This is a genomic window from Aeromonas sp. ASNIH7 (assembly GCF_002903485.1).
Taxonomy (GTDB): Bacteria; Pseudomonadota; Gammaproteobacteria; order Enterobacterales; family Aeromonadaceae; genus Aeromonas; species Aeromonas caviae.
In genome coordinates this window covers 2,837,742-2,851,704 of the sequence record NZ_CP026226.1, presented here as the reverse complement: position 1 = coordinate 2,851,704, position 13,963 = coordinate 2,837,742, and the positions used below count along the sequence as shown (strand labels likewise).

Annotated in this window: 15 protein-coding genes and 1 pseudogene; 4 read left to right on the top strand and 12 right to left on the bottom strand. The window is 60.7% G+C overall.

What is annotated here, in order from left to right; genetic code table 11:
- Window positions 1-34: 34 nt before the first annotated feature.
- The 4 genes from C2U47_RS13430 to rpsF all read right to left on the bottom strand — a co-directional run bounded on the left by C2U47_RS13430 (window position 35) and on the right by rpsF (window position 2,028).
- Window positions 35-778 (bottom strand): ferredoxin--NADP reductase, encoded by a 744-nt coding sequence (locus tag C2U47_RS13430; RefSeq protein ID WP_039040002.1) that lies wholly within the window; start codon window positions 776-778, stop codon window positions 35-37.
- Window positions 779-879: 101 nt separating this feature from the next.
- Window positions 880-1,326 carry a 50S ribosomal protein L9 gene (gene rplI / locus C2U47_RS13425; RefSeq protein WP_010673120.1) on the bottom strand — a complete coding sequence of 149 codons (447 nt, stop codon included), beginning with the start codon at window positions 1,324-1,326 and terminating at the stop codon, window positions 880-882.
- 52 nt (window positions 1,327-1,378) lie between these two features.
- Window positions 1,379-1,609 (bottom strand): 30S ribosomal protein S18, encoded by a 231-nt coding sequence (gene rpsR / locus C2U47_RS13420; RefSeq protein ID WP_005313392.1) that lies wholly within the window; start codon window positions 1,607-1,609, stop codon window positions 1,379-1,381.
- Between the two features lie 32 nt (window positions 1,610-1,641).
- On the bottom strand, window positions 1,642-2,028 hold the full coding sequence (gene rpsF / locus C2U47_RS13415) for a 30S ribosomal protein S6 (protein WP_005331771.1): 387 nt from the start codon (window positions 2,026-2,028) through the stop codon (window positions 1,642-1,644).
- 236 nt (window positions 2,029-2,264) lie between these two features.
- On the opposite strand from rpsF, the gene C2U47_RS13410 reads away from it, so the two are divergent.
- Both C2U47_RS13410 and C2U47_RS13405 read left to right on the top strand, forming a co-directional pair.
- Window positions 2,265-3,488, top strand: a complete 1,224-nt coding sequence (locus C2U47_RS13410) for an Nramp family divalent metal transporter (RefSeq protein ID WP_103261689.1) — start codon at window positions 2,265-2,267, stop codon at window positions 3,486-3,488.
- 99 nt (window positions 3,489-3,587) lie between these two features.
- Window positions 3,588-4,435 (top strand): annotated as a pseudogene (locus C2U47_RS13405) (hypothetical protein).
- A gap of 187 nt (window positions 4,436-4,622) precedes the next feature.
- Here the strand turns inward: C2U47_RS13405 and C2U47_RS13400 are convergent.
- From C2U47_RS13400 to rnr, 4 genes are all read right to left on the bottom strand, one after another.
- On the bottom strand, window positions 4,623-5,078 hold the full coding sequence (locus tag C2U47_RS13400; RefSeq protein WP_049636452.1) for a GNAT family N-acetyltransferase: 456 nt from the start codon (window positions 5,076-5,078) through the stop codon (window positions 4,623-4,625).
- 151 nt (window positions 5,079-5,229) lie between these two features.
- Window positions 5,230-5,799: a Crp/Fnr family transcriptional regulator gene (locus C2U47_RS13395; protein WP_103261688.1), complete on the bottom strand. Its 570-nt coding sequence runs from the start codon at window positions 5,797-5,799 to the stop codon at window positions 5,230-5,232.
- A 7-nt stretch (window positions 5,800-5,806) separates the two neighbouring features.
- Entirely contained in the window at window positions 5,807-6,556 is a 750-nt protein-coding gene (gene rlmB, locus C2U47_RS13390; RefSeq protein WP_041214488.1) for a 23S rRNA (guanosine(2251)-2'-O)-methyltransferase RlmB, read from the bottom strand.
- A complete protein-coding gene (gene rnr, locus C2U47_RS13385) occupies window positions 6,553-8,946 on the bottom strand; it encodes a ribonuclease R (RefSeq protein WP_010673114.1) in 2,394 nt (797 codons plus the stop codon). The genes rlmB and rnr overlap by 4 nt, the downstream gene beginning before the upstream one ends.
- Window positions 8,947-9,079: 133 nt before the next feature.
- Here rnr and C2U47_RS13380 point away from each other — a divergent pair, with 133 nt between their 5' ends.
- The gene (locus tag C2U47_RS13380) at window positions 9,080-10,102 is read left to right on the top strand and encodes a GGDEF domain-containing protein (protein WP_010673113.1); all 1,023 of its coding nucleotides are present in this window, start codon (window positions 9,080-9,082) and stop codon (window positions 10,100-10,102) included.
- 61 nt (window positions 10,103-10,163) lie between these two features.
- Here the strand turns inward: C2U47_RS13380 and luxS are convergent, their stop codons facing one another.
- Genes luxS through C2U47_RS13360 form a run of 4 tightly spaced genes read right to left on the bottom strand, consistent with a single transcriptional unit; the run spans window position 10,164 to window position 13,311 of the window.
- The gene (gene luxS, locus C2U47_RS13375; RefSeq protein WP_010673112.1) at window positions 10,164-10,673 is read right to left on the bottom strand and encodes an S-ribosylhomocysteine lyase; all 510 of its coding nucleotides are present in this window, start codon (window positions 10,671-10,673) and stop codon (window positions 10,164-10,166) included.
- An 18-nt stretch (window positions 10,674-10,691) separates the two neighbouring features.
- Window positions 10,692-11,294, bottom strand: a complete 603-nt coding sequence (locus C2U47_RS13370) for a transglycosylase SLT domain-containing protein (RefSeq protein ID WP_043153148.1) — start codon at window positions 11,292-11,294, stop codon at window positions 10,692-10,694.
- Between the two features lie 46 nt (window positions 11,295-11,340).
- Window positions 11,341-11,679, bottom strand: coding sequence for a nitrogen regulatory protein P-II (gene glnB / locus C2U47_RS13365; protein ID WP_005308848.1), 339 nt, complete (start codon window positions 11,677-11,679; stop codon window positions 11,341-11,343).
- A 9-nt stretch (window positions 11,680-11,688) separates the two neighbouring features.
- The gene (locus C2U47_RS13360; RefSeq protein WP_069785379.1) at window positions 11,689-13,311 is read right to left on the bottom strand and encodes an NAD+ synthase; all 1,623 of its coding nucleotides are present in this window, start codon (window positions 13,309-13,311) and stop codon (window positions 11,689-11,691) included.
- 137 nt (window positions 13,312-13,448) lie between these two features.
- Between C2U47_RS13360 and C2U47_RS13355 the strand changes: the two genes are divergently transcribed.
- Window positions 13,449-13,952, top strand: a complete 504-nt coding sequence (locus tag C2U47_RS13355) for a GspH/FimT family pseudopilin (RefSeq protein ID WP_010673109.1) — start codon at window positions 13,449-13,451, stop codon at window positions 13,950-13,952.
- Window positions 13,953-13,963: the final 11 nt, after the last annotated feature.

The window sequence follows — 13,963 nt, the reverse complement described above, 5'->3', positions numbered from 1 at the left end:
GTTGAGGGGCCTGTGGCCCCTGGAGTCATTTCCCCTACCAGTAGTTTTCCATGCTGATATTGCCGGGGGCGCGACGCAGGTTCTTGGCAAGCCCCAGCCCGAGCAGGGTCTGCTGAGTCTCTTTCACCATGGCGGGGTTGCCGCAGATCATCACCTGGCTCAACTCGGGGGAGAAGTTCAGCCCCACCCTCGCCTGCAAGCTGCCATCGACGATGGCTGCCGGGATGCGCCCTGCCATCGCCCCCGGCCAGGTCTCACGACTGACGAAGGGAACATAGCGAAAACGCTCGCCATGCTGCTCGGCAAAACTGGCGATAAGCGGCTGATAGCTGAGCTCTTCCCCTTTTCTCACCCCGTGTACCAGCACCAGATGCTCGAAGCGGTCGAAGACCTGTCCCTCGGCCAGCATGGCGAGGAAGGGGCCGATGGCGGTGCCGGTTGAGAGCAGCCAGAGGTCCCGTCCCGGGGGAATCTCATCCAGGGTCAGAAAACCGGTGGCCTGGGACTGCACCAGCAGGCTGTCGCCCACCTGCAGGGAACCGAGAGAGGGACTCAGCTCACCGCCGGGGATCTCCACCAGATAGAATTCGTGATAGGGCGTGCCGGGAGGATTGACGAAGGAGTAGGCACGCTGGACTCGACGCTCGCCCTGCTCCAGGGCCAGCTTGGTGAATTGACCCGCCTTGTAGGGGGCAAGTTCCGCCTCCACACGCAGGGAGAGCAGGGTGGGTGTCCACTCGATGCGCTCGATGACCCGACCTTCGACCCAGGCAGCCATAAAGGTTCTCCTCCAGAGGAACAGACCTTCACTTTACCCCTTGATCTGAAAATAAAAAACCCGCGCATGTGCGCGGGTTTTTCTGCAAGAGCGGAACGCTATTACAGAGCAACAACCTGGATTTGTACGGTTGCTTTGACGTCAGCGTGCAGCTGAACAACAACTTCGTACTCACCGGTGTTACGCAGAACGTTGCCCATACGGACTTCGCTCTTGGCAACGGCTACGCCGGCAGCAGTGATGGCTTCAGCCACGTCACGGGTACCGATGGAACCGAACAGTTTGCCTTCGTCGCCAGACTTGGAGGCGATGACAACGGCAGCCAGCTCACCCAGCTTGGCAGCGCGCTCTTCGGCAGCAGCCTTGTTGGCAGCCAGTTTGGCTTCCAGCTCAGCGCGACGAGCACCGAAGGCTTCGATGTTGGCCTTGGTGGCCATAACAGCTTTGCCTTGCGGGATCAGGTAGTTACGGGCATAACCAGCTTTTACGGAAACTTGGTCACCCAGACCGCCCAGTTTGGCGATCTTATCGAGCAGGATAACTTGCATTACCTTTCCTCTATAAATTTCGTTGAGTTAGGCGTAAGCGCCGGGCCGATTCTTACTTGTTGTGCAGATCGGTGTACGGCAGCAGAGCCAGGTAACGAGCACGCTTGATGGCGCGTGCCAGCTGACGCTGATACTTGGCGCGGGTACCGGTGATACGGCTCGGTACGATCTTGCCAGATTCAGTGACGTAGTTTTTCAGAGTAACGATATCTTTGTAGTCGATCTCGGTAACGTTCTCGGCGGTGAAGCGGCAGAACTTACGACGACGGAAATAACGTGCCATGGCCTTTATCCTCTAATGCGGTGATCTAAGAATTACTCTTCGGAAGACGCTTCAACAGCATCTTCGCGACGCTCGTCGTCACGACGGGTGAAGCGCTCTTCCTTGGCCTTGGCCATCGGAGAAACTTCAGTCACGGCGTGCTTGGTGCGCATGATCATGTTGCGGATAACGGCATCGTTGAAGCGGAAGTTGGTTTCCAGCTCATCGATAACGGCCTGTTCAGCTTCTACGTTCATCAGAACGTAGTGAGCCTTGTGCAGCTTGTCGATCGGGTAAGCCAGTTGACGACGGCCCCAATCTTCCAGGCGATGAATGGTACCACCAGCGGTGGTGATAGCGCCGGTGTAACGCTCGATCATGCCAGGTACTTGCTCGCTCTGGTCCGGATGAACCATGAAGACGATTTCGTAATGACGCATTTTAGCTCCTTACGGATTAATTCAGCCTCCGCCCAGGTGCAGCCAGACCTCGGAGGCAAGGAACATAGTGATGTTTAGACGCTGCTTTCTAGGGCGGCGTATTGTACGAAATCACCTCTCCCACTGCAACTGGCGAAGCAAGATGTTTTTCTCGATGAGCCCGATACAAAACTTTAATTGATAATGATTATTATTTAGATCCATACTCTCCTCATATCCCCACGGAGGATGACAGTATGCAACCTGCGCTCACCACGGCCATCCCGGCCCGCAAATTCAAGCTGACCCTGCTCGGCCCCGCCTTCATCGCCGCCATCGGTTATATCGACCCGGGCAATTTTGCGACCAATATCCAGGCCGGCTCCACCTTCGGCTATCAACTGCTGTGGGTAGTGGTGTGGGCCAACCTGATGGCCATGCTGGTGCAGACCCTCTCGGCCAAGCTCGGTATCGTCACTGGCAAGAACCTGGCGGAACACATTCGTGATCGTCTGCCCAGGCCCGCAGTCTGGGCCTATTGGGTGCAGGCCGAGATCATCGCCATGGCCACCGATCTCGCCGAGTTCATCGGCGCTGCGGTCGGCTTCAAACTGCTGCTCGGCATCACCCTGCTGGAAGGGGCCTGCATCACCGCCGTGGTCACCTGGGGGATCCTGATGCTGCAATCCCGCGGCCAGAAGCCGCTGGAGTTCGTGGTGGGGGGCCTGCTGCTGTTCGTGGCCGCCGCCTACATCGTCGAGCTGATCTTCTCGCGCCCCCACCTGCCGAATCTGCTGGAAGGGGCACTCTTCCCCGGCCTCCCCAATGGTGATGCTGTCTATCTTGCCGCCGGCGTGCTTGGTGCCACCGTGATGCCCCATGTCATCTATCTCCACTCGGCCCTGACCCAGCACACCCAGGAGCAGGGCACGGTGATCCAGCGACTGCACAGCACCCGGGTCGACGTGGCCATCGCCATGACCATCGCCGGCTTCGTCAACCTGGCCATGATGGCCATGGCGGCTGCCGCCTTCCACAGCTCCGGCAACCAGCAGGTGGCCGAGCTGGAATCGGCCTACCAGACCCTCACGCCCCTGCTGGGCCCGGCAGCCGCCACCCTGTTCGGCCTCTCCCTGGTCGCCTCCGGTATCTCCTCCACCGTGGTGGGGACGCTGGCGGGACAAGTGGTGATGCAGGGCTTCGTGCGCTTCACCATTCCGCTCTGGCTGCGCCGAGCCATCACCATGGCCCCCGCCTTCGTGGTGATCGCCATGGGCCTCAACACCACTGAAATCCTGGTGTTGAGCCAGGTAGTGCTGAGCTTCGGCATCGCCCTCGCTCTCATTCCGCTGCTGATCCTGACCGGTGATCGCGCCCTGATGGGGGCACATCGCAATCACCCCGTCACCCAGGCCGTGGGGCGTCTCATCGTCGCCCTGGTGATCGGCCTCAATGCCTATCTGCTGGTCACCACCCTCTAACGCCATCTTGAGGCTCATTGACCCGGGTTGATGAGCCTTTTCGCACTTTCGCGTATGCTGCCCCTTTCCCTTCTCATCATCTCGTTGCGGGAGCCCGCCATGGAACATACCCGAGCCAGCTTCGTACTGGGCCACCATCAGGAACAGGCCAGCGTCGTCTGTTGCAAACAGGGGGATCCGACCCTGCTGGTCACCGACCTCACCCCCTTTCATCCCCAGAGCCACCTCTGGCCCGATCAACCCGGTGACGTGGGCACTGTGCGCTGGGAAGGGGGGAAGCGGCCGTGGGCCCCTGCCGCATGGGCGCCATCAGTCCCGAGGGCGAGCTGTTCGTGGATACGGAGATTCCGGTCAAGCGGGGGGCGGATGGGTGGGCTTTCGTGGTGGTGCATCCCCTCGCCGGTTCCCATCACCTTGCCATTGGCTCGCCTGTGGAACTGACAGTGGATGCCGAGGCTCGCCATGCCCTGAGCCTGGGCCACAGCGCCTGCCACCTGGTGGCACTGGCCCTCAATCGGGCGCTCACGCCCTATTGGCGAAAGGAGACAAGCGAGCTTGACGCTCTCGGGCAGCCGGATTTCGACCGCCTCGCCATCCAGCACTCCCGGGTCGAGCCCAGAGGATCAAAGGAGCAGTACCGGATCGGCAAGAGCCTTCGAAAAAAGGGAATTAACAGCGAGGCACTGCTGGCCGACCTCGACAGGATAGCGCTCCAGGTCAACGAGCAGCTGATGCGCTGGCTCAAAGAGGGAGGCGAGATCCGCCGCAGCCGGGCCGGTGAGGCCATCATCGATTCCCGCTACTGGCATGGCATGCTGGAGGGTCGGGAGATCACCATTCCCTGTGGCGGCACCCATGTGGGCAGTCTGACCGAGTTGGGCCAGGTTCAGGTGACGCTGGCCTCCAGTGAAGAGGGATTTACCCTCACCACCCGGGTCACCCCCTGAACCACCCCAGCCCTCCTGATGCCGCACCGCCCTGACCGGGGCGGTGTCCCGACAGAGAGACCGCAGGCAGATCAGTGCGGCGATATCTCACCCCGGTCTGACGACCACATGGCCACGGGGTAGCAAAAAACCATGCGATGCCCCACGGGTGAGGGGCCACTTGCCCCTTTCCTGGCGCCTGACGATGTCAGGCAGGCTCCCTTCGCATCCCCATGTGAGGGATGTCATCTTCCAGATACCCTTCCCCTTCGGCCACGAAACCATGCTGGCCGTAAAAACCTTGCAGGTGGGCCTGTGCACCGAGCCAGATGCTGTGTGCAGGCCAGCGTGCCTCGCACTCTCTGACCGCTTGCGCCAGCAGGCGGTGACCCAGTCCGCCCCCCCGCGACGTGGGAGAGGTGACCACGCGGCCGATGGCGGCGCCGCTGTCATCACCAATGCCGGGTGCCATGATGCGGGCATAGGCCGCCAGGTGATCCCCCTCACGACCGAGCAGATGCAGCACGCCGTCACGGCGATCCAGCCCGTCCAGATCCTGGAAGGGACAGGTCTGCTCCACCACGAACACCTCGGCGCGCAGGGCAAGCAGCTCATACAATTCATCCGTGGTCAGCTCGGACCAGGATTTCATACTCCAGTTCATGAATGACTCCTGTTTAATGGGGTCTGACAGCATAATCTTGCTCCCGACGAGGGGCATTAACCTTGGTTAAGTTGCCCCCCTTCTCATCCAATGCGGACATGGCCAGAAAAGAGCCGATCTCTGCCCTAGTTCATCGGTAATCCCTTCTGGCTCAACCCTGATCGCGCGTTTTCAGCCGCCTGCGGATGCGGCTCAGGCTGATGGGGGTGATCCCCAGATAGGCGGCAATCTGGTGATCCGGTACCCTGGCATCCAGCGCGGGGAAGCTTCGCAGAAAATGCTGATAGCGCGCCTCTGGGCCCCCGGTCAGCAGCAACAGCTCTTTCTCCTCCTTGATGCGCAGTTGCACTTCAAGGAGATGGTGATACCAGGCGGGCCAGCAAGGGAGTCGGCGCAGATCCGCCAGCGGAAGAAGCTGCAATCGGCAAGGCTCCAGCGCCTCCACACTGTAGCGGGCGGGCTCACCACTGAGCAGGTGGTGGAAGTCGATAAACTCGTCCCCCTCCCAATAGAACTCCTTGATGTACTCGCGGCCATCCGCCAGCACTACCTTGGCCCGCAACAACCCCTCCTCCACCCTGACCAGCAGCGCCGGACTGTCACCGGCATGCCAGAGGCAGGTGCGAGGGGGCAAGGTCAGGGAGCAGGTAAAAGAGAGGAGGCGCTCGGCCTCCTGCTCATCTGCAACCCGTTCCCAGACAAAGGGGGGTCTGTCGGTCATCGTCTTGTCAGACGCGGCGCTGGCGCACGGCTTCGAACAGGCAGACACCGCTCGCCACCGAGACGTTGAGGCTGGATACCGCCCCCGCCATCGGGATGCTCACCAGCTCGTCGCAATGTTCGCGGGTCAGACGGCGCATCCCCTTGCCTTCGGCGCCCATCACCAGCGCCATGGGGCCGGTGAGTTTGGCCTGATAGAGATCGTGATCCGCCTCGCCGGCGGTGCCCACGATCCAGACGCCGCGCTCCTGCAGCTCGCGCAGGCTGCGGGCCAGGTTGGTGACCTGGATGAGCGGCACCACTTCGGCGGCGCCACAGGCGACCTTGCGCACCACGGACGTGAGGCCGGTGGCCTTGTCCCGCGGCACGATCACCGCATGCACCCCGGCCGCATCGGCACTGCGCAGACAGGCGCCGAGGTTGTGCGGATCGGTCACCCCGTCCAGTACCAGCAGGAAGGGCGCTGTCTCTTGCGCCGCCAGACCGTCCAGCAGGCTGGCCAGGTCGTGCTCGGCCAGCTTGGGCGCTTCAATCACCTTGGCCATGATGCCCTGGTGATTGTTGCCTTCCGCCTTGTCATCCAGCGTCTTGCGGTTCACGCTCTGCACCCTGATGCCGAGGGACTCCAGCTCGGCCAGCAGGGGATGCAGCCGCTCGTCATCGCGGCCCTTGAGAGCCCACACCTCGATGAAGCGCTCGGGGGTGCGCTCCAGCAGCGCGGAGACGGCGTGAATGCCGTAGATCAGTTCAGTACTCATTTAGTGCTCTTGGCCTTGTCGCGAGCCTTTTTGCTCGGTCGTCTGTTGCTGGGCTTGGCACGGCCACCCTTGTCGGATTTGCCGCTCTCCTTGCCCTCTTTGCGTTTCTCGTGGCGCTGGGCGCTCTTGGCCTTCTCTTTCTTGATCTCGGCCTGCTTGCGCGCCATCTCCTTGGCGTTCTTGCCGGTGGCCTTGAGGGGCTCTTCCACCATCACGAAGTCGATCTTGCGATCATCCAGATTGACGCCCATCACCTTGACCCGCACCTTGTCGCCCAGACGGTAGCGGCGGCGGAAGTTCTCGCCGATCAGCTGCTGGTGCAGGGGGTCGAACTGGTAGTAGTCGTTGGTGAGGGTGCTGACGTGCACCAGACCGTCGATGTGGATCTCCGCCAGACGCACGAAGAAGCCAAAACCGGTGACGCTGGCGATGACGCCGTCAAACTCGTCACCCACGTGATCCAGCATGTACTCACACTTGAGCCAGTCTGCCACGTCGCGAGTGGCGTCATCAGCACGGCGCTCCGTCATGGAGCAGTGCTCGCCCATGGGGTCCACTTCTTCCAGCTGGTAGTGGTAGCCACCGCTCGGCGTCCACTTGTGGCGCAGGTTGCCCTGCTGCTCCTTGGCGGTCTGATACTTGATCGCCCGGTGCAGGATGAGATCCGGGTAGCGACGGATTGGCGAGGTGAAGTGAGCGTAGGACTTCAGGGCCAAGCCGAAGTGACCGATGTTGTCGGCCTGATAGATGGCCTGACGCATGGAGCGCAGCAGCATGGTGGAGAGCAATTCCGCATCCGGGCGCCCTTCGAATTTGGCGGCCAGGTCGGCAAAGTCCTTCGGCTCGGGCTCCAGGCCCCCCTTGAGCTCCAGACCCAGCTCGGCCAGGAAGTCGCGGAAACCGGTGAGACGCTCCTCGCCCGGGCGGTCGTGCACCCGGAACAGGGCGGCGGCCTCGTTCTTCTCGATGTAGCGGGCGGCCGCCACGTTCGCCTGGATCATGCACTCTTCGATGATCTTGTGGGCGTCATTGCGCACCAGCGGTACGATACGGTCGATCTTGCGCTGGGCGTTGAAGATGAAGCGGGTCTCCTCGCTTTCGAACTCCACCGCACCGCGTTGATGGCGAGCATGCTTGAGCGCCTTGTAGAGGTTGCTCAGCTCCTCGATGTGGCCCACCAGCGGATCATACTGCTGACGCAGCTTGGGATCCCCGTCCAGGATCGCCGCTACCTTGGTGTAGGTCAGGCGAGCGTGGGAGTTCATTACCGCTTCGTAGAACTTGTAGCCGGACATGCGGCCGGCGGCGGAGATGGTCATCTCGCACACCATGCAGAGCCGGTCGACCTGCGGGTTCAGGGAACACAGACCGTTGGAGAGCACCTCCGGCAGCATAGGCACCACGAACTCGGGGAAGTAGACCGAGTTGCCGCGCTGATAGGCTTCGGTGTCGAGGGCGGTGCCCGGCTTCACGTAGGCGGAGACGTCGGCGATGGCGACCCACAGGCGCCAGCCGCCACCGCGCTTGGCTTCACAGAAGACAGCGTCATCGAAGTCGCGGGCGTCTTCCCCGTCGATGGTCACCAGCGGCAGGGCGCGCAGGTCGATGCGACCCTCTTTGGCCTTCTCCGGCACCTGCTCACCGAGACCGGCGACCTCTTTGGTCACCTCTTCCGGCCAGGTGTGCGGAATGCCGTGGGTACGCAGGGCGATCTCGATCTCCATGCCGGGCGCCATGTTCTCACCCAGGACTTCCAAGACGGTACCGACCGCATTGAAGCGGGCAGTGGCGCGCTGGTTGATGCGCACGACTACGACCTGGCTCTGGCGAGCCCCCTTGTTCTCCCCTTCCGGGATGATGATGTCCTGGCCGATGCGGCTGTCATCGGGTACCACGAAACCGACGCCGTTCTCGACGAAGTAACGACCGACGATGTCCGCCTCCCGGGATTTGAGCAGGCGCACCAGACGCGCTTCCTGACGACCCTTGCGATCGATCTCGGTCGGCTGCACCAGGGCATAGTCGCCATGCATCAGGCGCTGCATCTCGCGGTTGTTCAGGAAGAGATCCGCTCCACCACCCTCGGGGCGCAGAAAACCGAATCCATCTTTGTGGCCAAGCACATAGCCTTTGACCAGATTCAGGCGATCCGGCAGGGCGTAACATTGGTTGCGGGTGAACACGAGCTGCCCGTCGCGCTCCATGGCGCGCAGACGACGTCGCAAGGCTTCCAACGGCTCTTCATCGGTCAGCTTGAGGACCTTGGCCAGCTCTTCCCGGGACATGGGTTTCTCATGGCCCTTGATGAGCTCCAGCAGCATCTCGCGACTGGCGATGGGGTTTTCGTATTTTTCGGCCTCGCGTTGGAGGAAAGGATCTTTTTGAGACATAAGCAGGCCTTAGGGTAGGTAATAACGCAGACATTATATCGGAGGGGGGAGCTAATGGCATCCATCGACTGCCTTTTGGCCATTCTCTCTGTCATACTGGACACAGTTTGCAGGTATGTGAGACTCGGAACTCATGAGCAAGGACTCGTTCGCCCAATCTGCCGCCTATTTGAAACAGGCGGTTCCCCTGATGATCAAGTATCAAATTCCCACCACGCCGAACAACTATCACCTTTGGTACAGCTATGTCTCCGGCGACATGCCCGAACTCAACCATGCCGTCGATCAGGCGATAAAACAGCAGGGAACCTTCTCCCTGACCACCTGTGAGCGTCTCTACCACCAGCACCTTGCGGCTCAGGACGAGCAGCAGATCGAGGCGATGAAACTCAACCTGGCGGCCATGGCCAGCGAGCTGAGTCACTCGATGCAGGATGCCATCTCCGATACCGGGCTGTTTCAGGAGATGCTCGACAAGAGTTTCGACAAGCTGAGCAAGATAGACGACGAGGGACTCAGCCTGGAAGACACCATGGGGATCCTGCGGGATCTCGTGCGCGAGTCGCGTGACGTACGCATGTCCACCCTCCACTTTCGCAACCAGCTCAGCAGCGCCGAGAAAGAGATCAAGGAGCTGAAACAGGCCCTGAACGAGACGAGGAAGCTGGCCACCGAGGACCCGCTCACGTCTCTGCTCAATCGACGCGCCTTCGATCTCGAGATGGACAGCCTCATTCGCAGCAAGCAGCCCTTCTCCCTGATCCTGACCGATATCGATCGCTTCAAGAACTTCAACGACGAATACGGACATCTGCTGGGGGACCAGGTGCTGCGCATCGTCGGCAAGCGGCTGCGAGAGGCCAGCAAGGAGGGCATAACCGCCTATCGCCTGGGGGGTGAGGAATTTGCCCTCTTGGTGCCAAACCGCGCCCTGGCGCTGACCCGCCAGATGGCCGAGAGCCTGCGTCGCGTCATCGAGCGGATGTCGATTCTGGATCGCAAATCCGGGCGACGCATCGATCACATCACCGCCTCGTTCGGCGTGGGGGAATACATCCCCCAGGAGACGGCAGACACCCTGATCGAGCGTACCGACAAGCTGCTCTACAAGGCCAAGGAGCTGGGACGCAATCGGGTGATGCCACTGCCTTCCTGATCCCACCAGATGCAAAAAGGCCGGTCATTGACCGGCCTTTTTCATGCTTCCCTTCTCGGGATCAGAGGCTTTTCAGCTTCTCTTCCGGCAGGGCCAGCTCGTCATTGTGGTTGACACCGATACCGCGCTCCAGCACATGGCGGGCGATGGCATGGGCCTCTTCCAGCGAATGCATGCTGTAAGTACCGCACTGGTATTCGTTCAGCTCGGGGATCTTACCCTGATCCTGCACGGTCAGCACGTCGCTCATGGCGGCCTGCCAGGCAGCGCCAACACGGGCTTCATCCGGCGCACCGATCAGGCTCATGTAGAAGCCGGTGCGGCAACCCATGGGAGAGATGTCGATGATCTCCACCCCATTCCCATTGAGATGATCACGCATGAAGCCGGCAAACAGATGCTCCAGAGTATGGATGCCGCGCTCGGAGAGGATCTCCTCGTTCGGCACGCAGAAACGCAGGTCGAACACGGTGATGGTGTCCTTGTTCGGGGTCTGCATGGTCTTCGCCACCCGCACTGCCGGGGCGGCCATGCGGGTATGGTCGACGGTAAAACTGTCCAATAACGGCATTTCTGACTCCTGATTTGGTTACCAGAACCAGCCCCCGCTGGAGAGCTGATCCTTGCATTGTCGATACTGGGCACCGTAGCGCTGGGCACGGGCCTCCACCTTGCGGGAGACCTTCATCAGCCATCCCTTGCTGCGGTAGCTGCCACGTCGGTAGCCCCCCCAGCCTTCGTGATAATTGAGATACTGGCCATAGGCATCCCACTTGGACGTGCCGTTGAGCCGCTGTGCCTTGTGAGTGTACCAGCCCATGAAATCGATGGCGTCGGCAAAGTCGTCGCGATCGCTCCAGCCGTTGCCGGTTTCCCGCTGGTAGTCGGCCCAGGTTTCGTCTTTCACCTGGGCATAGCCGTAGGCTGAACTGGCCCGCCCGGTGGGGATGAAGAGGAAATACTGCATCGGCGGCTGGGCATCATGCACGAAGGAGGACTCCTGGTACATCATGGCCATCACTACCTGGACAGGTGTCCCCCACTTCTCGTTCATCTTGAGCGCCGCCTCGTGCCACTCGGGTTTCTCCCGAAAGATCTGGCACAGGTTTTCCGGCTGTGCCGGCGGCCGGGTACTGCACGCGGTGATCGCCATCAAGCACGCCGCCACGACCCCGATACGGTACAACGACATCAGGGCAACAGACTCTTGCTGTTCATCACAGGGCACATCCACCACATCAGATCGCGTCTTCGTTCTCTTCACCAGTACGAATACGAATGACGCGCTCCACCTCGCAGACGAAGATCTTGCCATCACCGATCTTGCCGGTACGCGCTGTGTTCTGGATGGCTTCCAGGCAGGCATCGAGATCCTCGTCCTGCACCACCAGCTCCACCTTGACCTTGGGCAGGAAGTCGACCATGTACTCGGCACCGCGATAGAGCTCGGTATGGCCCTTCTGGCGGCCGAACCCCTTGACCTCGGACACTGTCATGCCGTTGATGCCGATCTCGGCCAGGGCCTCGCGTACATCGTCCAGCTTGAACGGTTTGATGATGGCTTCAATCTTCTTCATGGTGACTCCTTACCAGTTCTGTTTGCCGAACCCGGACGTGATGGGATAACGGCGGTCCTTACCAAAGTTGCGAGCCGTGATGCGAGGGCCGACGGCGGCCTGACGGCGCTTGTATTCGTTGAGATCCACCAGGCGGATCACCTTGCGTACCACCGCCTCTTCGAAACCTTCCGCCACCATGTCGGCGACAGACGCATCCTCTTCCACGTAGCGCTTGAGGATGGCATCCAGAATGTCATAGGGGGGTAGGCTGTCCTGGTCCACCTGATCCGGTGCCAGTTCGGCCGACGGGGGACGATCGATGACCCGCTGCGGGATCACGTACTCCACGCTGTTGCGATATTCGCACAACTTGAAGACCAGGGTCTTGGGGACATCCTTGAGCACATCAAAGCCACCCGCCATATCGCCATACAGCGTGGCATATCCCACGGCCATCTCGCTCTTGTTGCCAGTGGTCAGCACGATACGGCGGCGCTTGTTGGACAGCGCCATCAAGAGCACGCCGCGGCAGCGGGCCTGCAGGTTCTCTTCGGTGGTGTCGCGGGCAGTCCCTTCAAACAGCGGTGCCAGCTGGGTCATGAAGCCTTCGAACATGGGTTCGATGGAGATGATGTTGAACTCCACCCCCATCCGCTCGGCCTGCTCCTTGGCATCCTCCACGCTCATCTGGGCGGTGTAGCGGAACGGCATCATCACCGCCTGCACCTTGTCCGCCCCGATGGCATCGGCCGCAATGGCCAGGGTCAGCGCCGAGTCGATGCCGCCGGAGAGACCCAGCACGGCGCCGTGAAAACCGTTCTTGGTGACATAGTCGCGCACCGCCAGCACCAGGGCCTGATAGGTCTCGGCCAACGGCTCCAGCGGTGCGGCGGGTTCCCGCTCCTTCACCGGCTGACCATCGGCAAAGCGCACCAGCGCCAGCTCTTCGGCAAACGGAGCCAGCTTGTGGGTCAGCTCGCCCTGGCTGTTGAACACCTTGGAGCAGCCGTCGAAGATCAGCTCGTCCTGGCCGCATACCTGGTTGAGGTAGATGAGCGGCAGGCCGGTCTGATCGCAGCGTTCCGCCATCAGCTCGCGGCGGATCCAGGGTTTTTCCTGATCATAAGGAGAGGCATTGATGGTGAGCAGCAGCTCGGCCCCCGCCGCCTTGGCGGCCAGCGCCGGACCCGGCTGCCAGAGATCTTCGCAGATGAGCAAACCCAGCTGATGGCCACGGAACGGCACCACACAGGTATCGGTCGCCGCAGTGAAGTAGCGCTTCTCGTCGAACACCCCGTAGTTGGGCAAGTCCTGTTTGAAATAACGTGCCCGCAGTTGCCCGCGCTCATAGAGAGACGCCGTATTGTAAAGCGCCCCCTCTTCGCGCCAAGGGTGGCCCACCAGAATGGCACATTGGCCCTGCCATGCCGCGATGCGGGACAGAGCGGCCTCGACCCGGACCATCAGGTCGGCGCGCAGCAGCAGATCCTCAGGCGGGTATCCTGTCAGGGCCAGCTCGGAGCAAACCAGCAGATCGGCCCCTTGCTGATCGGCCTGGGCTGCTGCCGCCAGTACCTTGTCACAGTTATCTTCGATGGCGCCTACCGTCAGATTTAACTGGGCAAGCATCAGAGAGAGGGCTTTTGCCATGGCGATGCATCTTGAATTCGAAAATGATGGGGAATGATAAAGAAAAGGCGCTGGCTGTGCCAGCTCAACACTTGGGCTTTGCGCTGGTGTTCTGGCTGTCTGGAGATAAGATGTAACTAATCGAGGGAGATATTGACATGATCAAGGACGAGAAAGGATTCACCCTGCTGGAACTGATGATCGCCGTCAGTCTGGGGGTCATCTTGCTTGGTATTGGTGCACCGGCCATGTCGAGCCTGCTCAATGAGAATGCCTTGAAATTTGAATCTCGCACACTCTTGAAATATCTGCGTTTTGCTCGTAGCCAAGCCATCGACAACCAGCAATCTGTCACTGTGTGCCTTGCCAATGCCAGTGACAATTGTGTCACCGCCAATCCGACCCAATTCCTCGTGTTCGTCGACGGTAATGGCAATGACATTTTCAATAACGGTGAGCAGATCCTGGCAAGAAGCCCTCAGCTATCTGACTCGCTGACTGCTGCAAACAATCGAACTTCCACTACCTTCAGCCCTGATGGCACCAGCCTGGGTACCAATGCCACCATCACGCTGTGTCGTTCAGGAAATGCCCAGATAAATCTGGTCATCTCTCCCTCCGGCCGCACCACCCAATCTACCCAGGCAAATATCTGCCTCTGAATGAAGTCCTT